15 protein-coding genes and 1 pseudogene are annotated in these 22,064 nt (G+C 71.0%); 7 read left to right on the top strand and 9 right to left on the bottom strand.

What is annotated here, in order from left to right; translation table 11 throughout:
* The 3 genes from ABTY20_RS09735 to ABTY20_RS09725 all read right to left on the bottom strand — a co-directional run.
* On the bottom strand, positions 1-1,253 hold a 1,253-nt coding region (locus ABTY20_RS09735), incomplete at its 3' end, for a site-specific integrase (RefSeq protein ID WP_351996434.1).
* A gap of 26 nt (positions 1,254-1,279) precedes the next feature.
* Positions 1,280-2,443: a tyrosine-type recombinase/integrase gene (locus tag ABTY20_RS09730; RefSeq protein ID WP_351996433.1), complete on the bottom strand. Its 1,164-nt coding sequence runs from the start codon at positions 2,441-2,443 to the stop codon at positions 1,280-1,282.
* 338 nt (positions 2,444-2,781) lie between these two features.
* Positions 2,782-3,351: a TetR/AcrR family transcriptional regulator gene (locus ABTY20_RS09725; RefSeq protein WP_351996432.1), complete on the bottom strand. Its 570-nt coding sequence runs from the start codon at positions 3,349-3,351 to the stop codon at positions 2,782-2,784.
* 112 nt (positions 3,352-3,463) lie between these two features.
* Between ABTY20_RS09725 and ABTY20_RS09720 the strand changes: the two genes are divergently transcribed.
* Entirely contained in the window at positions 3,464-4,381 is a 918-nt protein-coding gene (locus tag ABTY20_RS09720) for an SDR family oxidoreductase (RefSeq protein WP_351996431.1), read from the top strand.
* A gap of 737 nt (positions 4,382-5,118) precedes the next feature.
* Here ABTY20_RS09720 and ABTY20_RS09715 read toward each other — a convergent pair.
* Positions 5,119-10,200 carry a PLL family lectin gene (locus ABTY20_RS09715; RefSeq protein WP_351996430.1) on the bottom strand — a complete coding sequence of 1,694 codons (5,082 nt, stop codon included), beginning with the start codon at positions 10,198-10,200 and terminating at the stop codon, positions 5,119-5,121.
* A gap of 4 nt (positions 10,201-10,204) precedes the next feature.
* Entirely contained in the window at positions 10,205-13,168 is a 2,964-nt protein-coding gene (locus ABTY20_RS09710) for a hypothetical protein (protein WP_351996429.1), read from the bottom strand.
* Between the two features lie 262 nt (positions 13,169-13,430).
* On the opposite strand from ABTY20_RS09710, the gene ABTY20_RS09705 reads away from it, so the two are divergent.
* From ABTY20_RS09705 to ABTY20_RS09690, 4 genes are all read left to right on the top strand, one after another.
* Positions 13,431-13,742 carry a phage holin family protein gene (locus tag ABTY20_RS09705; protein WP_351996428.1) on the top strand — a complete coding sequence of 104 codons (312 nt, stop codon included), beginning with the start codon at positions 13,431-13,433 and terminating at the stop codon, positions 13,740-13,742.
* The gene (locus ABTY20_RS09700) at positions 13,739-14,221 is read left to right on the top strand and encodes a DUF3618 domain-containing protein (protein WP_351996427.1); all 483 of its coding nucleotides are present in this window, start codon (positions 13,739-13,741) and stop codon (positions 14,219-14,221) included. The genes ABTY20_RS09705 and ABTY20_RS09700 overlap by 4 nt, the downstream gene beginning before the upstream one ends.
* Before the next feature lie 51 nt (positions 14,222-14,272).
* Positions 14,273-14,464, top strand: coding sequence for a hypothetical protein (locus ABTY20_RS09695; RefSeq protein ID WP_351996426.1), 192 nt, complete (start codon positions 14,273-14,275; stop codon positions 14,462-14,464).
* 117 nt (positions 14,465-14,581) lie between these two features.
* Positions 14,582-14,854, top strand: a complete 273-nt coding sequence (locus ABTY20_RS09690) for a hypothetical protein (RefSeq protein WP_351996425.1) — start codon at positions 14,582-14,584, stop codon at positions 14,852-14,854.
* Between the two features lie 188 nt (positions 14,855-15,042).
* On the opposite strand, the gene ABTY20_RS09685 is transcribed toward ABTY20_RS09690, so the two are convergent.
* Positions 15,043-15,471 (bottom strand): PleD family two-component system response regulator, encoded by a 429-nt coding sequence (locus ABTY20_RS09685; RefSeq protein ID WP_351996438.1) that lies wholly within the window; start codon positions 15,469-15,471, stop codon positions 15,043-15,045.
* Between the two features lie 190 nt (positions 15,472-15,661).
* On the opposite strand from ABTY20_RS09685, the pseudogene ABTY20_RS35360 reads away from it, so the two are divergent.
* Positions 15,662-15,799: pseudogene (locus tag ABTY20_RS35360) on the top strand (ISAzo13-like element transposase-related protein); the annotation flags it as partial.
* Between the two features lie 417 nt (positions 15,800-16,216).
* Here the strand turns inward: ABTY20_RS35360 and ABTY20_RS09670 are convergent.
* On the bottom strand, positions 16,217-16,597 hold the full coding sequence (locus tag ABTY20_RS09670) for a peptidase inhibitor family I36 protein (RefSeq protein WP_351996424.1): 381 nt from the start codon (positions 16,595-16,597) through the stop codon (positions 16,217-16,219).
* 320 nt (positions 16,598-16,917) lie between these two features.
* On the opposite strand from ABTY20_RS09670, the gene ABTY20_RS09665 reads away from it, so the two are divergent.
* Positions 16,918-20,823 (top strand): nSTAND1 domain-containing NTPase, encoded by a 3,906-nt coding sequence (locus ABTY20_RS09665; RefSeq protein WP_351996423.1) that lies wholly within the window; start codon positions 16,918-16,920, stop codon positions 20,821-20,823.
* Here ABTY20_RS09665 and ABTY20_RS09660 read toward each other — a convergent pair.
* Together ABTY20_RS09660 and ABTY20_RS09655 are read right to left on the bottom strand one after the other, a co-directional pair.
* Positions 20,759-21,616: a DDE-type integrase/transposase/recombinase gene (locus ABTY20_RS09660; RefSeq protein WP_351996422.1), complete on the bottom strand. Its 858-nt coding sequence runs from the start codon at positions 21,614-21,616 to the stop codon at positions 20,759-20,761. The genes ABTY20_RS09665 and ABTY20_RS09660 overlap by 65 nt on opposite strands.
* A gap of 70 nt (positions 21,617-21,686) precedes the next feature.
* Entirely contained in the window at positions 21,687-22,061 is a 375-nt protein-coding gene (locus tag ABTY20_RS09655) for a winged helix-turn-helix transcriptional regulator (protein ID WP_351996421.1), read from the bottom strand.
* Positions 22,062-22,064: the final 3 nt, after the last annotated feature.

Raw genomic sequence — 22,064 nt, 5'->3', positions numbered from 1 at the left:
GGGCGCCAACGCGGAGCGTCGGCAACTGACGACAACGCGGCAGATGCGCGTGCCAAGCCCCGCGACGCCGACATGATCCAAACGAGAGGCCCTAGCAGGGCGGCCCGCTGGAACGGGCAGGCGATCGCGTCGATGGCAGGCATCAGCCGGTCGAGTTCCTGCTCGGGGATGAACCGCGGCACCTTCTGCGGGTACTTCGGTGCGTCGCCGGCGCCGATGAGGGTGTGGCCGGGCACGTCGTCGTACTGCCAGAGCGCGGTGTCCCGGAAGAGCTGCGACAGCCCTGAGATCCGTTGAATCCGCGACATGACGCCCAGTGGTTTGCCCGTGGTCGAAGTCGGTGCCTCGGCGATGTGGCCGATCCAGTCCAGGCAGTGCTGGCGTGTGACGTCGGCGAAGGTCGTGATGCCAGGATGGTGTTCGCCGAGCCACTGTCCGAAGACCCGCACCGCGAGTTCCAGCTTCTGCACCGTCGAGGGCGCGTCGGTCAGTCTGCGGGCCGCGAGCCACTTCTGCGCGACGGTCTGCATCCGGGGTGGCAGGGTCAGGGGCGGTTTCCACGACGGCATCAGCTTGCGCGGCTGGGCGGCGACCTGGCCGTGGTGGAAGAGCACCACCTCCAGCTGGTGCAGGTGCGTGATCCAGCACTTCGCGGGGCCCTCGTAGAACCGCTGGGCCGAGGAGTAGAAGGCCGTGAACTCGGGGTCTTCGGGGAAGAGCCGGATCGCTTCCAGGACCTCGGCGACGTGCTCGCCGGTGATGTCGGCGACGTCGGTCAGGCCGTTGCGGAGCACGATCCGGGCCACCGACCAGTGCATCGCCTGCTTCGCCGTCGGGCTGCTGTAGCCGAGGGCGATCGCCTCCTTGACCAGCGTCGTGGTGCCCAGGTCGATCCCGGCGAGTGCGGCCTGGTCGTGGACGCGCAGCTGGCCGACGGCGAACATCCACCGGTAGTCGAACGTCGCGTATCCGCGCAGGCCGAGGTAGGTCAGGTAGGGCCGGGCCCTGCGCGCGGCGGGGAAGGAGGGGCGGTGGAAGGACTCGCCGGGCAATCGCCCCACCCGCTCGACCAGCGGCTCGGCGAACCACGCGGCAAGGTTTGGCCACCGTTCGCGAAAGGCCCGGCAGTAGCGCAGTTTGGCGTTGAGGTAGTGGTGGTTGAAGCCGTCCTGGCCGCGGATGAACCTCACGTACTTCTGCTCGGGGCAGTGCCTGGGACGCCGCCGGCGGATGGGGTCTTGGCTGGCGGCCATGGCCGCGGTGGAGGTGGGGCCGCCCCTCATGAGGTGGCCTTGCGCGGCTTGCCCAGGGCGTCCAGGGCCTGGTGGTAGTCGGCGACGACGGCAGGGTCGGAGACCCGGGTGTAAAGACGCGTCGACTCCGGCGAGGCGTGACCGAGTCGCTTCTGCAGCGTCAGCTCCCGCATCCCGCCCTCCCACATGCGGGTCGCGTGAGTGTGGCGCAGGGCGTGCGGGGTCACCCAGGGCTCACGGATGCCGGCCCGGGCGCAGGCCCGGGAGAACATCCGCACCAGCCCGTCGTAGCCGAGCGGCTCCAACCGACGGGTGCCACGGCCGCCGATGAGGAACACCAGGCGGTTGTCGGCGTCCTGCGGCCGCTCGTTCATCACGTAGGCGCTGACCGTGGCCAGGGTGTCCGCCTCGTGCAGGTCCACGACCCGCTCCTGGCGGGACTTCGACCGGGCGCCCTTGGGGTGGTCGACACGATGCCGGACCACCACGCGCCGCCGCCCGTAGGCCAGATCGTCGAGGTGCAGGCCGAGGACCTCGCCGGGCCGCAGCCCGCCGTGGAGCATCAGCAGCATGATCGCCCGGTCGCGCAGCCCTCGAAGCTGCGCGAGCAGCAGCCGGATCTGCTCGTCGTCCAGGGGACGGGGCACCCGTTGAACGGTCTTGACGCGTACGGCCCGGCGGACGGGGCGCTGTCGGCTGGCCCGGCCCATGAACGGGCGGTGCCTCTCGGAGACGCGCTGCAACGCGGGGTCCGGGCGCTTCTCGATCGGGTTGGCCCGCTCCAGCAGCCCGGCCAGGATCGCGTACTCGTAGAACGAGGACACCGCCGCCAGGATCCGGTTCACCGTGCTCGCCGCGAGCTTGGTTGCCGGACCGTCGGCATCCATCGTCACCACCGACAGCGTCATCCGGCGGCGCGGACGACGGGACGGCACCGACCGCAGGTACTCCAGCAGCGCGATCGCGTCCGGCGGAGCGAACCGCTCCCAGCTCAGGCCCCGGCTCTCGAAGAACCGCCACAGATGCCGGAGGTCGTAGGCGTACGAGACGAGCGTGTTCGGCGAACAGTCCCGGGCACCGAGGAACCGCAGGAACCCCGCAACGACCTCGACCGGTACCCCGTCCTCGTCGAGCAGCTCGACAACGGTCGAGCCGTCTTCCAGACACCGCTGCTGCACTCGCACGGACACCCCCGCAGCCATCGCACCTGACGGCCGTGACGGCCGCCCCCAACCCTCAACGGAGGGCGAGGTGTCCAGGTGACTAAATAGCTGGCGGTGTCGGTGTCGGTCGTCTCCGGGCGGCGGCCGCCGTCGCGGTCGTAGAGAACGTCCAGCACGTACAGCGAGTCGCACGGGGTACCGGCCACGGCCTTCCCGCCGAGCCCCGGGCCACCTTCGAGCACTCCTCGGGCAGGATCTGCGTCGAATGGGAGATCCGTTCCTGAAGGCCTCCCCTTTCTCCGCAAGTCCGGGAAGGGGATCCCCGCCCACCGGAGCAGGCTCACGCCGTACTGGGCGCCGGGCGCTCAGGAACGGGCGAACAGCCTTCCGAGATCGTCGAAGGCGTCGCCGACGAACTGTCCCAGGGTGTGCTGCGGGTCGGCGGTCGCGATCCAGCTTTCGAAGGCGGTTTTGAACACGGCCAGACCGGCCTCCGCAGCGAGGCGTGCCTCCGGCTGCGCCGTTCCGCGCCGCATCAGGGCATCGGTGAGCGTCTGCGACCAGGACGCGAGCTTGGCCAGTTCGCGTTCCTGCAGTTCCGGGTGGGCGGCGATGACGGTCTGACGCCGCCGTGCCAGCTCCCTGCGGTCCTCCATCAGACCGGAGAGTTCGAGCAGGGCCGCCGTCACGGCCTCGGCCGGGGTGAGCGCCGCGGAGCTCCGGGTCACGGCTTGTTCCAGGACCTCCTGGAGCTGCCGATTCCCGGGGAAGAGCACCTCACGCTTGTCCGCGAAGTGGCGGAAGAACGTCCGTTCGGTCAGTCCGGCGCGCTGTGCGATCTCCTTCACCGTGGTCCGCTCGAAGCCCGCTTCCGTGTAGAGCTCCAAGGCCGCGTACTCCAGTCGGCCGCGCGCGTCCGGCGCCCATCTTCCCATGACGCCACCCTACTCGATGACAGCGACTGTCATCGATGAGGTACCGTAGTGATGTCAGTCAATGACATCGCTTTGATCACAGGCATCCCCCGACTCATGCGAAGGATCACTCGTGCGCGTATTCGTCACCGGAGCGTCCGGCTGGATCGGCTCCGCAGTCGTCCCCGAGCTCATCTCCCACGATCACCAGGTCGCCGCCCTCGCCAGGTCGGACGCCGCCGCCCGGGCTCTGCGCAAGGCCGGGGCCGAGGTGGTCCGAGGGTCCCTGGACGACCTCGACACCCTGCGCGGCGCGGCCGCCGACTCCGAGGGCGTCATCCATCTGGCCTTCAAGCACGATGCCGCCTTCTCCGGCGACTTCAAGAGCGCCATCGCCGCCGACCGCGGCGTCGTCACCGCGATCGGTGCCGCCCTCGCGGGCACACATCGGCCCTTCATCGCCACCGGCGGCACCCCCGCCGTCCCCGGCCGCACCGCCACCGAGCACGACGGGCGTCCCACCGCCACGGACGTCGTCGACGACAACAGCCCGGCCGCCCGCGCCGGAACCGACGAGATGGTGCTGGCGCTGTCCTCTCGCGGGATCCGTTCCGCAGTGCTGCGCCTGCCGCGTGCCGTCCACGGGGAGAACGACCCCGGCTTCATCACCTCGCTCATCGCCACCGCCCGCGACAAGGGCGTGTCCGGATACGTCGGCGACGGCTCCCAACGCTGGCCCGTCACCCACCGTCTGGACACCGCGCGCGCTTTCCGCCTCGCCTTGGAAAAGGCGCCTGCCGGCTCCCTCCTGAACGTCGTCGGGCAGGAAGGCGTCACCGTCCGGAGCATCGCCGAGTCCATCGCCCGCCACCTGGGCGTGCCGAACCTCTCCGTCCCCGCCGAGAACGCGCTCGAGCACTTCGGCTGGCTGGGCGCTCTCGTGTCGCTGGACCAGCCGGCATCCAGCGCAATCACGCGTGAGCTGCTCGGATGGCAACCGACGTATCCCACGCTCCTGGAAGACCTCGACCAGGGGCACTACTTCCGCTGAGCGGGTCGCGCCCGCCCAGGGGGTGCCCGTACGGCGCGGCCGGGGTCACACCGTGCGTTGCCCGGCGCCGCTCCTGTCGCCGCGGGCTTCTCACCCGCTGCCGGCCGCTCGACAGCGGCCATGGCGCCCCGGCGGTCCCCGCCCAGCGCAAGGCCCGCCCGGCTGCGGAAACCGGGTCAGCACCCTCGCGTCGACCGGACCATGATCAATCTCCGCGCCAACCGCGATTCGATTGATCCCTGGGGGGCCGGGACAGGCGCAGGACGTGCGGGCCGGCCCACTCCAGTCCCCGCACGCCGCCACAGGCCCGTCGAAGAGGGCGGGGTCGCCCCGGGCTGAACCGTTCCGGGTCCGGCAGGGACTCCGGAGTGTCCTGGGTGTGGCGGAGTCGTGGCACGTCCTTCCCCGTACCCGCTTGAGTTGCGCCGTCGTGCGGTGCGGATGGTCGCCGAGGTACGGCCCGACTACCACACCGAGTGGGCCGCGATGAAAGCCGTCGCGGCCCACTCGGGATCGGCACGACCGAGACGCTGCGCAAGTGGGTCCGGCAGGACCAGACCGACACCGGTACCCGTCCGGACACCGCCACCAGGGAGTCGGCCGAACGGAAGAGCCGGCCCGACACCGCGCGCAGTGAGCGCCATCCCGTTGCGCTGCCGCACGATCCGTTCACGGCGGATCCCTCCTCGGGAAGACGGGTCCGCCTCGCGGAACGGATCCGAGCCCGCCCGGACGTGTCAGGACCACCAGGTCCAGCCGAGCGCCCCGTCCGCGGTGTCGGCGAAGACCTCGGCTTGCCCCGGCAGACGGCTTGTGACGGCCACCTGGCCGCCCACCCCGCGGATCCCGGCCCTCTCGGAGGGGCCCGGAGCGGAACCGACCCGGCGCCAGACGCCGTCGTCGGCCGATGCCGAACGGACGGTCCCGTCCACGCCGGGGGCCAGCGCCCACGCCGTGCCTCCCTCCGACACCACGCAGGCCACGTCCGCATCAGGGCGGGGCCGCCAGTCGTCCTCGGCCGCGGTCGGCACCCACTCCACCGGGCCGCCGCCGCGCAGCCGTCCCAGACTCACCCGGCCCGTGGCCCCGGTCGCCGCGAGGAACAGTTCGTCCCCGCCGCCGGCCACGGCGAAGCGTCTCACCGCGTACCCCGGCCCGCCCAGCTCCCTCCAGCCACCGGACCCCGACAGCCCTGGCACCGTGCCCCGTTCGCGCCGCCACAGCGCGCCGAGCGTCGAGCGCACCACGACGTGGCTCCCGGCGACCCCCGCCGGCGATTCGGGGGCCGCGTCGAACCCCTCGGTGGCGAGCCGCTCCCACAGGCCCTCGGTTCCGGGTTCCCAGCCGGACCGGAGGTAGAGGTCTCCGTCGGCGCCGGTCACGTACAGATCGGCGCTTCCGGAGAACGGATCGTCCCGTGGTACCAGCGCCGGCACGCTGCCCGGTCCCAGCAGCACCGGCCTCGGCATGATCACACCGGCCGTCATCGGAGCCAGGTCGGCCCATGGGCCGGCCCAGCGACCGTCTTGGTCGCTCACCCGGGCCAGCAGTCGGCCTTCGCTCACCACCGTCAGGATCGCCCGTCCGGAGAAGTCGGACGCAGCCGCCCAGGAGAACGGCCGGGCCCAGGCAGGCTCCAGCGCGGACGGTTCCACCCGCACCCACGCCCCGGTGGTCATGCCGCAGTTCGTCCGCCGGTGCCACAGGGCCCCGCCGTCGTCAAGGACCAGGAGGTCGTGATGGTCGAGCCATACCGCCGGGTGGCGGGCCAGCGTCCAGCGCCGGGCCCGGATCTCCCCCGGCACCCGCTTCCACTCGGCCCAGGCCGCCAGCCGGACCGTGAACGGCTGCGGCCCGGTGCCGCGCCGGTCCCCCCTCACGTCCACCGCACCGAACGGCACGGAGCACTCACGCAGCCGCCAGTCCCCCATCAGTGCCCTGAGCGTGTACGAGGCCTTCCACTCGGGGTCGCCCACCGCGCCGAGCGCGGCCAGGGGGCCCAGTAGCGACGCCGGGTCGAGGGCGGGCAGTGCGAACGGGGCGGAGAGGTCCGGCCGGACGGGCGGGCCCTGCGGCCGCAAGCCGAACAGTCGTGCCGGATCGACCGGTTCGCCTCCCGACGCCGGGTGGGTGAGGGAGACGGCCATGTCGGGTGAGCGACGCACCGGCCGGTCCAGGAAGATCCACTCGGCGTCGTGGTGGGTGTCCTCCGCCACCGGCCCGGCCGCCACCACCTGATCGGTGGCGAGGCGCTCGCAGCCGACGTCGACCGTCGCGGTCGCCACGGTGAACGTCTCCATCGCCTGGTCACCGGTGTGCAGGTGGATCACCAGCGCGACGATCGTCTCGGCGTCCCCCGGGGCGGTCACCGGCTGCTCCGTCCGGACCGGGCGCCGGAAGTCGGTGAAGTCGTGCAGCAGGGACCGCTGGTTCCACTCCAGGCAGTACGCACGCTGCCCCCACTCCACCAGTCCGCCCCGCACGAAGGGGTTCTCGAAGCGCGGGAACAGGTCGGTCCGCAGTGGCCCGCCGTTGAGCTCGAACTCCCCGCCTCCGCCGCTTGCCAGGCGCAGCCGGTCCGATCCGCCGCCGGGTCGCGGCGCGTCGTACGTGCACTCCAGGTCACCGGCGTCGTCCAGATGGATCCGGGCCGACGACACGCGGTCCGTGAACGCCTCGAAGCTGCCGAACTCGCTCCTGCTGCCGACCTGCACGATCCACACGTTCTTCCCGCCGGTGTACCAGTCCCGCCCGGCGAAGAAGTCCTGGAAGGCCTCCTGCGCCTCCTCGTCGTAGCCCTTCTCCTCCAACCGTTTCGGGTAGGGGTCGGTTTCCTTGGTCAACCACTCGGGCCGCCTGTTGGAGAAGACCCCAACGTATCCCTCCTCGGGTGACGATCCCCCGGGCGCGGGGTGGACCACCTTCCCGAACAGCCAGAAGCCCTTGGCGCCGATGTGCCCGATGTCCAGAAGCGGGAAGTTCGCATCGTCGTAGGCCGACGTCCGCCGCTCCACCACCTGGTCGAAGGCGTGCTTGGGGAACCAGGCGTGCGAGCCCGTCTCGGCGAGGAATTCCTGGACCTCGTGGAAGTCCGAGGCCATGATCGCCGCTCCGCCGTACTGGACGACGCGCGGCAGGGCCCAGTAGCCCGTCCACCAGTCGGGTCCGTCGGCACGTGGCAGCGGGTTGGTGCCCTCGATGAGTTCGTTGTTGGCGATGACCGCGCCGATGCCACCGAGCGGTGCGCCCAGCGGGCCGAGCACCAGGCCGCCGGCCAGTGCCCCGGCGCCGAACGCGGCGATGTCGGAGATGTCGAGGCCCGCGAAGCCGGCGGTGACGAAGACGTTGAGCGCGCCGTTGAGAGTGGCCTGCTGGACGCTGCTCTGGAAGTTCAGCTGGCCGTACCGGAAGTTCTGGACGGTGGAGAGCATCGCCCCCGGTGAGCGGTGGGTGACGATGTTGGCCCGGGTCCGGGTGGACCCCTCCAGCACGAGGGACAGGTCGTCGGCGGACTCCTCCGTCAGTTCCCGCTCGTCCCGCTCGCCGTCGAGTCCGAGATCCGGCAGGAGCCGTCCCGGCAGCTTGAGGATCGGCAGGACGATCTCGATCAGCTTCTGCAGGAGGCTGAAGGCCTCGCTGTCCTCCAGGCCGAAGCGGTGGACCACATGCAGGGAGTTCCGCACCACCTGCTTGTTGAAGAACGCCGACATGCCCCAGAAGAAGACGGTGTCGTCCTCGACCCAGCCGTACCCGTCGTGGGTACGGGCGATCTCCCGGTTCACCTCCGCCAGGTGCGGAAAGTGGCGCTCCCGTTTGGACGCATAGCCGACCAGCAGGGAGTCCTTGACCGCGGACCGCTGTGACCAGAGGATGCCGTGTTTCGCGGCCTCGTCGAAGGTGACCGACACCCGGGAACGGTCGGTGAAGGGATACTCCGGCGGATGCGTGCCGATCTCGAGCAGCACCTCCGGCACGGTGTACGTGGACGACGCGAAGCTGGCTCCGATCTGCGAACTCCCCTCGACGAAAACGCCCTTGGCGCCGCAGAGGATCTCCACCACGTCGGACAGCCCGTTGTCGAAGCCGTGGCTCCTGGACTTGAACTGGCTGCGTCCACCGGCCGCGCCCATCGTCCCGCGGTGCAGGAACCGGACGACGTCGAAGAGCATCAGGTCCACGGCCATCGTGGCCTTGATCCGTACCTCCTCGTCGAGGGCGAAGTCGACGAGGTTGAGCAGAGCCCACAGGTGCTCGCGGTAGTAGCCCGACGAGTGGAACTCCATCCAGCCGAACATCAGCCGGCTGTTGAGCCACTTGAGCACCCGCGCGCGCCCGCGGTCGCGTCGTTGTGCCCCGGTACGGACCCCGGTGCGGTCCTCGGGGTCGGCGAACAGCCGGCACGGTTGGAAGGTCTCATCCTCCCAGAGCTGACCCAGCAGATACTCGGAGGCCGCGAACATGATGTAGTGGTTCTCCGACCAGAACTCCATTTCGCGGTCGGCCTCGTCACCGAAGCCCAGCCCGGCCTTGACCTTGTTCAACCGGACGTTGCCTCTCGCCCGGGGCCTCTCGTCCATCCAGAACTTGTAGGACAACAGGCCCTGTTTGAGGATCTCCCCGGCCAGCGGTGACCAGTTCGGATCCGGCGCCAGGTGATTGGTTGAGGTTTCCTCCAGGACGATCCGCAGCCGGGCAGTGGCGTTGCGGAGCCGTTCGGTGAGCCTGGAGTCGTTGGTGACTGCCTTTCCAGCGGTCCGGGCCTCGACGAAGCGGGCGAACCGGTCGTCCGGCGCCGTACGGGTGCGCCAGCGTGAGGCGGCGGTGCCGAACCGGGCGGGCAGCGGACCGTACCGGTAGAGCAGCCGCACCAGTTGGCACAGCCCCATGTCGGAGTTGGGTTTGAGTCCCACGCACTCGCGCAGGGAGGAATGGACGACACCGCTCCAGTACGCCACACGCCGCGACAGCGGGTACGCGGTGACAGGGCCCGTCGGTGCCCCGTCGGTGCCCACCGAGAGCCGATAGGCGTACGTGGTCCCTTCGCCCTCGGGGTCGTCGCCGGACCGTTCGATCAGCCGGACCCGCACCGTATCGCCGGCCCGCCGCTCGGTGGCGGCCTTCAGCAGCGCGGCCAGTACCGTGCGGTACCCGGACGGCGCCTTGGGGTCGAAGGGCAGCCCCGCCCCGGCGAGTCCCCCGGTGGCGAGCCCGAGCTCGGTCTCGAACTCCGTGACGTGGCGCTCCAGGGCCGCCACCCACTGGTAGGGGTCGGCGGGATTCTCGTCGGCGGTGCGGTAGAGCTCGGGGATCAGCCAGGGCATCTGTCCCGCCAGTTCGGCGCGAGCGATCGCCGGGCCCATCTGCTCGCCGGGCAGCCGCTCGTCGGGAGGCATCGCGGGATGCTCCCGCGGGAAGCCGGCGAGCGGATCCTCGGGGCCGGTGGAGGAAGCGAACGGGGTCGCCTCGTACTTCTCCCGGAGCGCCTTCAGACGCTCGGCCAGCCTGTGGGGCTCGCGGTCGCCGAGCCAGTCCCCGATGCGGCCGAGGAGCGTGTCGCCGAACGCCTGGTGCCGCGCGGCCTCCTCGTCCGTCCACACCGGCCGGCCGCTGTCCAGGTAGACCCGGCCGGTCTCCCGCAGCACGCCGCTCGGGGCCTGGCCGAAGACGGCCGTCAGCTGCGGTTCGGAGATCAGGTCCAGCAGTGGTCCCTCTTGCCCGGGCCGGACCCCGCGGAAGGCGTCGCAGTTCAAGCGGCGCAACTGTGTCTCGTAGAACCATCGGACGCGTCGCCGCAGCTCCTCACGCAGGTCGTCCGCCATGCCGTCAGATCGCCGGACCGCAGGGCGTGGCGGGCCAGCTCGGCAGGGTGTCGTCGTCCTTGAGCAGGACCAAGGTGGTCGGTACCGTGACCTCCCACCGTTCGACGCACACCTCCTGGCCGGGGGCCCGGTTGGCGGCCTTGATCTCCGCGATGACCGACAGGTAGTGGTCGCCGTACATGTCGGGGATCTCCTCGCCCATCCACACGTCCCCGGTCTCCTGGTAGTGGGCGAGGGCCGCTTCGAACCCCGGCCGGACGGGGACCACCACGCGCGCCGCGCCGGCCTTGAGGAAGGCCTCGAACCGCGGATCGGCATCCTGCGCGAGCAACAGTTCCTGCCACCGCTGAGGTCGGCCCCAGTAGTAGGGGTAGCAGGTGTACATCAGGTTCTCCCACTCGAAGGCGCGCTCGAAGAACGCCACCACGGCTCCCCAGTCCCGTACCACGCCCGGATCGGGCAGCGCCGGGTTCGGCGGTGCGGGCGCCGGCGTGGGGGTGGGCAGCCAGGTCGTCGGGTGCTCGCCCAGCAGCAGGAACACGAAGGCCCGCTTCAGCTCCTGGAGCGTCACGGACGGGTCGTGTGCCAGGCCGCCCGCCGCGGCGAGCTGCGCCCGGGCGGCGGCGACGTACCGGGCCAATTTGTCCTCGTACTCCGCGAGCTGACGCTGATAGCCGCTCATGATCGTGGCATGTGTCTTCAACTGCCACTGGGAGTAGGCCTCGTCGGTGCGCTGGCAGACCAGCGCGACGGCGTAGGCCATGCCGACCACCTTCGGGAAGGTACGCGCGCTGACCGGCACCTCGCCGGTCTCCCCGGCCATCTGGAAGGAGGCGTTGAGGACGGGACGGGCCGATTCGTTGATCCGTTCGTATACGTTTTCCCCGACGAAGACCTCAAGCGTCCGTCCAGGCGACGCGTCCGTCACATGGTCGTCGTTGACCGTGTGCACATAACCACTGACCGCCTTGTAGCCCTCCGGGACGGTGAGCGTGAAGGCGGTCATGTGCGGCAGGTCGAAGTCGGAGCCGTACGCCGACACCTTCTTGGTGCCTTCGATCACCTGGGTCCGCGACACCGTCCTCGCGAAGACGGCGGGCGGCGGGGTGACCGACCCGGTGACGCCGTACCGGTTGGCGTACCAGGTGTAGGTGGAGGCGGTGATCCCTTCGGGTGCCAGATCGGGCGGGAGGGGTTTGACCAGCTGGAACTGCTCCGGCTGGGCGGCGTCCTTGAGCGCCTGGGTAAGGACCGCGGCCGGCTCGGGCACCACCACGTCGTACATCAGGCGCTTGCCGTAGTTCAGCAGCCGCATGCTGTACACCTTGTCGACCCACTGGTAGACGCCGCGCAGCTTGTTGGCGCCCTGGTTCTCGATGGTGTGGCCGACGTGCTCGGTGAAGCTGCGCCTTTCGCGCCGCACCCGTTCGGTGCGCGCCTGCTGGGTGCGGCTTTCCACCGACTTGGCCACCACGGTCTGGGCGTAGTTGGTCTTGTTGTTCTCCACCAGCCGGCCGTAGTCGGAGGACGTCATCCGTTCGCTCGCGGCCGTGGTCTGCTGCCCTGCCTCCCGTTGGATCTCGCCGGCCAGTTCGTCGCGGGTGGTGGACTGGTGGTCGCGCTCCTCCGTCCGGGAGGTCGAGGTCTCCTCGGTCTCGGTGATCTCCGACTCCTCGGTGCGCCGGGTCCGGCGGCGGAGGAGCTCATGCTCCATCACGTTCTCGATGTGGGAGATCTCGCCCGCCCGGTAGCCGGTCACCTCCTGGCGCACCACCAGCAGATCACCGAAACCGACCGGCCTCGTCACCGCCTTGCTGAAGTCCGGCTCGCGCGCCGGCGCGTCCTCGACCGGTGCCTCTTCGGAGGGTGGCATGACATCCGTGGTCTCGGCGAAGAGATGGGCACCGACCCGGAAGACTCTGGCCGAGGTGGGAACCTCCTGAGGCAGCAGCCGCCGGCCGAGCGCAGTGAGCCGCTGCTCGATCCGGTCCAGCGCGACCGGTACGGCGGTCTCCTCCAGCCGGACCCCCAGCCGAGCCATCGCGGCGGCCTCCTCCCGGCTGAAACGTGCCTGGGCGGCGTCCGTCAGGAGCAGCAGGGCCGGTTCGGCGGGCGCAGCGGCTTCGACGGCGACGCCGAGGTCCGGCCGCTCCGCCTCGTCAGCGGCCTGCTCCACCGCCGTGCCGGACGATGGCTGCCCGGGGGCCGTGAGGTGCAATTCGTCCGGGCGTGCCGCGAGCAGCCGGTCGTACGCGGTCCGCAGCCAGTCGCGTTCCTGCCGCAGCTGGTCGAGGTGGTCCCGCTCCTTCTGCCCGGCGCGGTGGTCGGTCATCGTACGCGAGGTGAGCCCCGCCGGGGGCGGCGGTGTGACCGCGGACAGTAGGCGCGGAGGGACGCGCAACGGGCGGTCGAACAGCCGCCGGGCCCCGGTACGGTCCAGGGCCGTCGGATTGGTCGCCATGTGGACCACGAAGGCCGCGGCACGCAGCTGACGTACCACGCGCGCCGCGTCGATCCGGTCGAAGCCGGTCACCAGCTTGACCGCCACCACCGCGTTCTGCAGCAGCTCCCGGTCGTTCTTGAAGCCCTGCTGTGTCACCAACTGGTCGGGGAGGGACCCGAAGGTGTCCTTGATCAGGTTCTTGACCGTCGCGGGAGTGACCGTGGCCAGCTTCCCGATCCCGGCGTCCAGCCCGTCCAACGGCTTGCCCAGGGTGGCCGGGTCCGCCGTCGGGGAGGTGAAGGCGGTCGTCAGGAACTGCCGGGAGAGCGTCCGTACCTGCTCGGACACCTCGGGCGGCGGCAGGGCCGGCGCCCCGGTGTCAGAAGCCCCGAGGTCTGCCTCTTCCCCAGCGGTGACGATGTCGTTCAGCTGCTTTTGGAACTGGGAATTGTTGGTGGCATCGATCGAGTCGGTCGGCGCGGGGACCGCGAAGGCGTGCTCGATGTAGCGGAAGAGGTCGGCCATCAGTCAACTTTCCTGAGCTCTGGTACAAGGAGGCCGATCGGTGCAGCACCGGCCCGGCACGCTGATCCCTGACGAACGTACGGTCGCGTGGAGCGCCGGGCCATCTGTGCTGAGCCCGCCGGGTGAACCGGGATTCGGCCCGCCCGACGGCCTCTCAGCCCTCGGCACGGAAACCGCGCGGGCGCAGGCTGTTGCTGGCGGCGAAGACCGAGGGGGCCCTCGGTCCCGTGGGCCGGGACCGAGCGAGAAGCGGACGTCGGACATGACCCCGCCCCACGCGGAGCCGGCCGTGCTCACGCCGGGGCCCGGGGCCGGCCGGCCCTGGCTCGTCCGTGTGTCGCCCTCGGCCCGGGGCTCACTCCACTTCCGCCAGCACGCCGTGCGCGCACTGGCGGTGGCACTGCCGGTGCGGGCAGCCGGGCTGATCGTCACAGCGGTGCTGGGTGTGATCGCCGTAGTACTGGCCATGAGTGGAAGGAAGCAGGTCGAGCAGGCCTCGCCGCCCACGCCCGAGCAGGCGGTCGAGAACGTGAAGGCCGACATGGCCGAGATCAAGGAGAGTACGCACCGATGACACAGCCGCCCCACGACGAGCCCACCGCCTCCAGCCCTCAGGAACTGCGCGAGCAGGTCGAGCAGACACGCACCGAGCTCGGGAAGACCGTCGAAGCGCTCGCGGCGCGGACCGACGTCAAGGCTCGCGCCCAGGAGAAGGCTGCCGAGGTCAAGGAGCAGGCCGCAGCGAAGGCCGGCGAGCTGAAGGGGCAAGCCGCGCTCAGGAGCGGGGAGCTGAAGGAGAAGGCCGCCGGCCTGGCCCGCCAGGCGCAGGACAGGCTGCCCGACCCGGTCAAGGACAAGGCCGTCCGGGCTGCCGAACAGGCCCGGGCCAAGGCGGCCCAGGCCGGTCGGATGTGGCAGGACAAGGCACCCGAACCGGTGCGGCAGAAGACCGCCCAAGGAGCGCAACTGGCGCGTGACAACCGCAAGGTACTGCTGGCGGCAGCGGGCGTGACGGTCATGATGTGGCTGGCTTGCCGCCGCCGGAAAGCATGAGCCGGGGGAAGGCTCCGAAGACCGCCCGCAAGCCGGCCGGTCCGGTGATCGGTGCCGTCGGCGGCAACGGCCTCAGGAGCCCTGTCCGAACAGACGTGGAAGACGCCCGGCCGCGGTGAGGGCATCCCGAGCACCGGTGGCGGAGAACTCTCCTGGTACGAGGTCCTCCTCGCCGCCGCGCTCCGCTGCGCAACCCTCACCGGAGTCGAAGCGGCCGCCGACCGCGTCGGCTCCGCCGCCTGATCCGAGCCTGCCCGGCTGACGGGCACGAGGAGGCGGAAGGGCCGGTCGAACGGGTAGGAACACCGGCCGGCCCTGCCGCCTTCGAACCAGTACTCCTACGAAGGACCCTTCACAGTCATGTCCGATCAGCATGTGGCTGCCGCGCTGACCGCCGCAGCAGTCATCGCCGCGATCCTGGTCGCCCGGACAGTCGTCCTCCACCAGGGCGATCGAAGGCGTGTCGCCCGCGAGGCGAACCCGGTGCGCGGTCGCGCCGCACCGTACGCCGACACGGTCACATCATCCGCGGCCGCCCTCCCTGACGCCGCCTCCTGCGCCGTACGGGAGGCCGAACAGCACGTCCACCACTGCTGGCAGCAGTTCCGGACGCGGGTCGATCCGCCCGAGTGACCTGCGGGGGGGGCGCATGTGCCCACTGTCGTGCTGGTTCGCCCATCACCCGTTGCCGCACAGCCTCGAGGCTGAGGGCGATGCCTTCCGGGAGGGAAGCGGTGCCGTCCCGGAATCCTCAAGATCGCCTCGAACCGGAAGGACCGGGAGCGGCGACAGCGGCACGATCGCGCACGGCCGGGCTCCCTTCACCGGTCCCGATGTCGTGGTGAGTACAGGGAAGCCGGGGCGGGCGGGGTGCCAGGTTCTTCCTGCAGATCCAACGCGTCCTGCAGCGCCTGACGCAGGCTTCTGACCGCGCGTTCCAGGCGGGCGGCCGTGGTCCTCACCGTCGCGCTCGGTGCCTGTGCCTGGAGCTGTCCGATCAGGTCGTGTGGCTGCGTCTCGACGTCGGACAGCAGGGTGGATAGCTGCGCCAGCAGATCGGTCGCGGCCCTGGCGCGCAGTGTCCAGGGATCGTACGGCCGCGACACACGGTCCACGGCACCGGCCGCATACCTTCGGAAGGTGGCGTGGGGACCCATTTCGTAAGCGCTGACGAAGATGATCGGGGTGTCGCGAGCCCGCACACGGCGCTTGATGTGTGCGGCGGTCTCGTAGCCGTCCCTTCCCGACATCTGGGAGGAAGACGCCCGCGATGTGGAGCCCGGCCAGGTGGACGGTGGCGGTCTTCTCGTAGCGGGTGGCGAGGCCGCGCCGCTGCTTGAGGCGGTTGATGCACCGCTCGACGGTGTTGCGCTGCTTGCCGGTCTCGCGGTCGAAGGGCGGTGGCCTGCCGCCGCGACTGCCCCGACGTAGCCGGTGTCCGCGCCGGTCGAGCCGGACGAGCGCGGGGATCCGATGTCGCCGCTGCGGTGGACGACCAGGTCGTCCCGCACGCCGGCGGCCGAACTGCCCCGCCAAGGGCACCGGGCCGGTGCCGGCACGATCGCCGGCCTGCTGCGCCTACGGGACGCGAACAAGCAGTGAGTCCGGGAGTCCGGCTGCTGGTCGCTGCTCGGCGGCGGCAGAAAGCCGCAGGGCCGCGCCCTCCTCGACACGGTCCGTCGGGAGTTGCGCGAAGAGGGCGGTCCGACCCTCGCGGTCCTGGAACCGTACGCGGCGGAACACGTCACCTGCACCGACGGAACCCGCATGCCGATCCAGCTGTTCCCCAGCCGTTGGAACGGCGACCCGACACGGCTCTCCCTCACATAAGGCGGTGAACAGTATCCTCGCAAAAGCCCAGGCCAGCACTTCGCCGGCCTGGGCTTGTCGCTGCCCCGCTGTACCCGCACCGCGTTCGAGCCGATTTCGGCGGCTCGCCCTGTTCCGGGCCGCTCGCCATCACCGCGGGTCAGGCAGCGAACTCCTGCAGAGACGCTAGTTGGTGACGCGGTAGGCGCTGACCCAGGGGCCGATGTTGCCGTAGCCGCTGCTGTCGATGGTGATCGAAGTTCCGGTGCAGTTGGCGTGCTCCCACAGCTCCACCCTGAGGCTGCTCTCGGTGCGGGCGGATCGGACGCTGTCGTTCCAGCCGGCGCCGACGTAAGTGCACGCCCCCGTGCTTCCGTAGAACCACGCGTTGGGGCCCGAGAAGCCCGTCGAGGCGTAGGCGTGCCAGCTGCCGGCCGCCGCACCGGCGGTGCCGGTGGTGGAGGTCGACGGCGTGGCCGACGCGCCCGTCGGTGCGGTGACCAGCAGCAGACCAGCGAGGCCGGTCGCCGTGCCGATCAGGCCGAGAACACCCTTCTTCTGAAGCATTCTGTTCACTTTTCCCCTTACGGATCGCGCCCGCAGCGGCGTACTGCTGTGACCTGTGCCGTGCGGCCCGTGGTGTGTGGTGCATGACGGACGGCGTTCGGTCGCCACGCGTACGGACCGGGCCGTCTGTTCCAGATGTAGCGCGTTGGGGGTTGTTCGCGTTCGGGGCCTGGTACCGAACAAACAGGTCCTGAAAAATACGATGCCGCGACTGCAGGGCACGGCACGGGAAACGGGGAGGTACGGCCATGCCGCGCAGAGAGCGACCGCTGAACACTGAGGACGGTCCGTTGGCCGAATTCGCCGCGGACTTGCGGAGGTTGAGGCGGAAGGCGGGGAACCCGCCGTACCGGACACTGGCGGAACTCGCGCACTATTCGATTTCGACCCTGTCCTCCGCCGCCTCCGGGCAACGGCTGCCGACGCTGGCGGTGACGCTGGCGTACGTACGCGCCTGCGACGGGAACGTCGAGGAGTGGCGGAAGCGTTGGCGGAAGGCCGCGGAGCTTCTGGGCGACGCGTATCCGGAGTCCGGGCCGAAGACCGAGGACGGCCCGGTCCCGCCGTACGCGGGACTGCGGGCCTTCCGGGAGCAGGACGCCGACTGGTTCTTCGGGCGGGAACGGCTGCTGGAGGAGCTGGTCGAGCGGCTGGAGCGGCAGCGGTTCGTGGTGGTGATCGGGGCCTCGGGCTCGGGCAAGTCGTCGCTGTTGCGGGCCGGGCTGGTGCCACGCCTCAAGGCCGCTGCGGCCACGACGGCGGTCGTCCTGACTCCGGGGGCGCGGCCGTTGGAGGAGTGCGCCGTGTGGTTGGGGGCGATGGCAGGCCTCACCCCGGGGGCCCTGTACGGAGAGCTGAGGGAGGACCCCAAGAACCTGGGGCGCGTGGTGCGGCAGATCATCGCCCGGTCCGGTTCGGCACACGGCAACAGCGACGGGGAACTGGTCCTGGTCGTCGACCAGTTCGAGGAAGCCTTCACACTCTGCCAGGACACCGCCGAGCGGGACCTCTTCATCGAGGCCCTCATCTCCGCCACCTCGGACGCCGACGGCAGATGCCGCGTCGCCCTGGGAATACGCGCCGACTTCTATGCGCACTGCACCCGCCACGCGCCCCTGGTGGAGGCGATGCGCGACGCACAGGTTCCCGTGGGGCCGATGAGCTTGGACGAGTTGCGCCGTGCCGTGGTGCGGCCCGCTCAGCGGGCCGGGCTGACCGTCGAGGGTGCGCTGCTGGCGACGCTCATCGCGCAGGCGCACGGCCAGGCAGGCGTGCTGCCGCTGCTGTCGCACGCGCTGCTGCAGACCTGGCGGCGACGGCGGGGCACCGCGCTGACACTGCACGCTTTCGAGGCGGCGGGTGGTCTGGAGGGCGCCCTCGCCCGTACCGCCGAGGAGTTCTATCAGGAGCTGGACCCGGGACGGCGGAAGCTGGCCCGTCAGGTGTTCGTACGGCTGACCGCGCTCGGGGACGGCACGGAGGACACCCGACGCCCGGCCCGCCTGGAGGAGCTGGTCGGGCTGGCCGGGCACGGCGAAGGCAACGGTGACGGCGGCGAGGTCCGTGCCGTACTGGATCTGGCGGCGGGCGCACGACTGCTGACTCTGGACCGCGAGCGGGTGGAGCTGGCCCACGAGGCTCTGATCCGGTGCTGGCCCCGCCTGCACGGCTGGTTGACCGAGGACCGCGAGGCCACCCGGACGGCGCGCCGCCTCACCGATGCCGCTCAGACCTGGGAGGCGCTGGGGCGGGAACCCGGCGCACTCTACCGCGGCACCCGCCTCGCCTTGGCCGCCGGGCTCGACCGCATGGCGATGTCCGTGCCGGAACGGGAGTTCCTCGACGCCGGTCTGGCCGCCCAGGCGGCGGAGCACGCGGCGGTGCGGCGCCGGACCCGGTTCAGGCGCCTGGGCCTGGGATTATTGAGTCTCCTGCTCGTGTTGACCACCACGACCGCTGCTCTCGCCATACGGGCGCAGCAGGCGGCGGACCAGCAGCGCGACGTCGCCGGTTCTCAGCGGGTCGCCGAACGGGCCGCGGCGCTGCGGACGGTCAATCCGGCGCTGGCCGCCCAGTTGAGCCTGGCCGCCTACCGTCTGTCGCCCACCCCCGAGGCACGCGGCAGCGTGCTCAGCTCCTTCGCCACTCCGTACGCCACCCAGCTGACCGACGAACGGAGCGCCGTCACCGCGGTGGTGTTCAGCGCCGACGGCCGTGTCCTGGTCACCGGCGATGCCGACCGGACCGTGCGACTACGGTGGGTGACCGATCCGCACCGGCCGAGCGGGCCGGTCACGCTGGGGCGCATCGGCGGCACCGTACGCACGGTCGCCGTCAGCCCCGACGGACGGCTTCTGGCTGCCGGGGGTGAGGACGGGGCGGTGGCGGTGTGGGACATCGGGGACGTACGGCGGCCCCGGCTCACGACGCGGCTGCCGGGCGACGCCGGTCCGGTGGTGGGGGCCGGGTTCGGGGTCGGCTCCGGAGGGCGCACCCTCGCGGTCGCCGCCCGTGACGGGATCCGGGTGTGGCAGCTGTCGGATCCGCGCCGGCCGCGCGGCCTCGACACCCTGGACACGGGCGTCGACGTCACGGCGGTGGCGTTCCACCGGGACGGGCGGACGGTGGCCACGGGGCATGGTGACGGGACGATGCGACTGTGGGAGGTGGCGCTGTCGGGTGAGCGACTGCGTCGGCTGTCGACCGTCCCCGGCCGGACGGGCGAGGCCGGCGGAACCAGTGAGGCCGTTCGGAACGGCGAGACCGACGGTACTGGCGAGGCCGGCCGAACGGGAGACGATGGCCGCTTCAGTCACGTCGGCCACACCGGCCGGGTGAACGCGATGGCTTTCTCCCCCGACGGGCGTCGACTCGCTACCGGTGGCGCCGATTTCACCGTACGACTGTGGGACGTGAGCCGACCGGGCCTGCCCCGCCGGACGCAGACGCTCACCTCGCACACCGACTCGGTCAACGCCGTCGCCTTCAGTCCTGACGGGAGCCAACTGGCCACCGCGGGCACCGACGCGACCGTACGCCGGTGGCAAGTGAGCCGTTCCGGTGCCGTGCGCCGAGCGGCGGTGCTCTCGGGACACACCGGCGGCATCGGTTCCCTGTCCTTCGGCCCTGGGGGCCGCACGCTGGCCAGCGGCAGCGAGGACCAGAGCACCCGCCTGTGGGACCTGCCCGGTCCGGCTCTGACCGGCCACACCAGTTCGCTCTGCTCCCTCGCCTTCAGCCCCGATGGCCGACTTCTCGCCAGCGCCAGTTACGACCGCACCGTGCGCCTGTGGAACCTCGCGGACAAGCGCCACCCGGGCGAACTGCCCCCGCTCACCGGTCATACCGGGCCCGTCCAATCAGTCGCCTTCAGTCCCGACGGCCGCACCCTGGCCAGCGCCGGCGCCGACGGCACTCTGCGACTGTGGGCCCTGGGGACGGCGGACGGCCGTCGTCCCCGTCCACTGGACGCCATCCCCGCCCGGATCGGCACCGTCAACACGCTCGCGTTCAGCCCCGACGGCCGCACCCTGGCCGCCGGCGGCGAGCAGGGCACCGTACGCTTCTGGGACACGGCGGACGTACGCCGCCCCCGCCCGCTGTCCACCCTGCGCGGAACCGGTGCGGTGGACTCCGTGGCGTTCGCCCCCGACGGCCGCACCCTGGCCGTGGCCGACCGGGACCGCACGGCCGTCCTCTGGGACGTCACCAGCCGACGGCGCCCCTCCCGCCTGACGGTTCTCACCGGCCACACCGGCGCGGTGAGGTCAGTCGCCTTCGCCCCCGACGGCCGCACCCTGGCCACCGGCAGTGAAGACCGCACCGTCCGCGTCTGGGACCTCACCGACCTCCACCACCCGCTTTCCCGCGCCCGCCTCACCGGCTACACCGACGGCGTCATGGCCGTCGCCTTCACCCCGGACGGTCGAACGCTGGCCGCCGCGAGCTCCGACAAGAAGGTGCGGCTGTACGGTCTGACGGCCCGCGGCGAGGTCCGGGAACCGGCACTGCTGACGGCCCACTCCAAACCGGTGGACACCCTCGCCTTCAGTCCTGACGGCCGCACCCTGGCCACCGGCAGCCAGGACTGGACCGTTCTGCTCTGGGATCCCGACACCGAACGCGCCGCCTTCCGGATCTGCGCCACGGCCTTCCCGGCGATCACCCGCGCCGAATGGCGCCAGTACTTCCCGCAGTGGAAGTACCGTCCTCCGTGCAGGATCTGACCATCAGGACCAGGGAATCGGCCGTACGGCGCCGACGGTGAAGCTTCGTCGGCGCACAGGACGCCGACCGGCTGACGCTCGCTTCGATCGCGTTCCTCACTCCGCCGGGTCCGCCCGCGGCGGTTCCGCCACCGGGACGGCCGCTCGGCCGCACCGCGCCCACCGCGGCGAGCGTCGTCGACGGCCTCGGGCGGTTCGCCGAGGCAGGGCTCACGGTCTGCACCCTGTGGTTGAACCGCTCCGGGTTCGATGGAGGCTCCATGTGATGAACGAGCCCGGGACCTGCGGAGGCACCGGCCAGGTCGCGGCGCCACAAGGCCATGTCGAGGGCGTCGAGGACGAGCTTGGACCGCTTGCTGGTGGCGGCCGACCAGCCGACGATCGCCCGGGAGAACACGTCCACGACGAAAGCGACGTAGCCGATGCCGGACCAGGGTGCGACATAGGTGAAGTCGGCAACCCACCGCTCGTTCGGACGGGATGCGGTGAAGTCGCGCCTGAACAGGTCAGAGGCCCGGTCATGGCCGTCGTCACGGATCGTGGCACGGATTCCCTTCCCTAGCCGGGCGCCCTCGAGGCCGAGGTCGCGCGTCAGCCGGGCGACCGTGCAGCGGGCCACGGACATGCCCTCGTGGTGCAGCTGCCGCCAGACCTTCCGCACTCCGCAGACGCCGAAGTTGTCGGCATGGGCGTGGCTGATCCGCGTCTTCAGCTCCGCGTCGCGGACCGACCGTGCACGGGGAGTGCGGCTCCCGGCGGCGCAGTAGGTGCTCGTCGCGATCCTCGCCTCCATCGGACCCGGAGCGATTCACTGCGGCGTCCCCCGGGGAGGCCGGGGCCGGCTTCTCCTGTGCGCGGTCCCGTCAGAGGTGAGCTTCCTCCTCCCGCCTGTCGAAGTCTTCGCGTGCGCGGTCGATTGCGGGCATGTTCTGCGAGGCCCATGCCAGCAGCACGTCGACGGGGTGCCGGAGGGTCTTGCCGAGGGGCGTGATCCGGTACACGACTGCCACAGGGCGGGTGGAGACGACCTCACGCTCGATCACGCCGTTGCGTTCGAGTCGCCGGAGTGTCGCGGTCAGCGATTTCTGCGTGACGTGGGGGATGGCCCGGCGCAGTTCGTTGAAGCGGCACGGGCGTTCGCAGAGTTCGTTGAGAACGCTGAGCGACCACTTGTCGAGGATCTGGTCGAGCAGTTCGCGGTGCGGGGCGTCGATGCGGAGTTCGTCGTCGGTATCCATGGC

This window comes from Streptomyces sp. NPDC126497, assembly GCF_040302425.1.
Taxonomy (GTDB): Bacteria; Actinomycetota; Actinomycetes; order Streptomycetales; family Streptomycetaceae; genus Streptomyces.
Note: the sequence above shows the minus strand (reverse complement) of the source record. Positions and strands in the feature narration are given on the sequence as shown.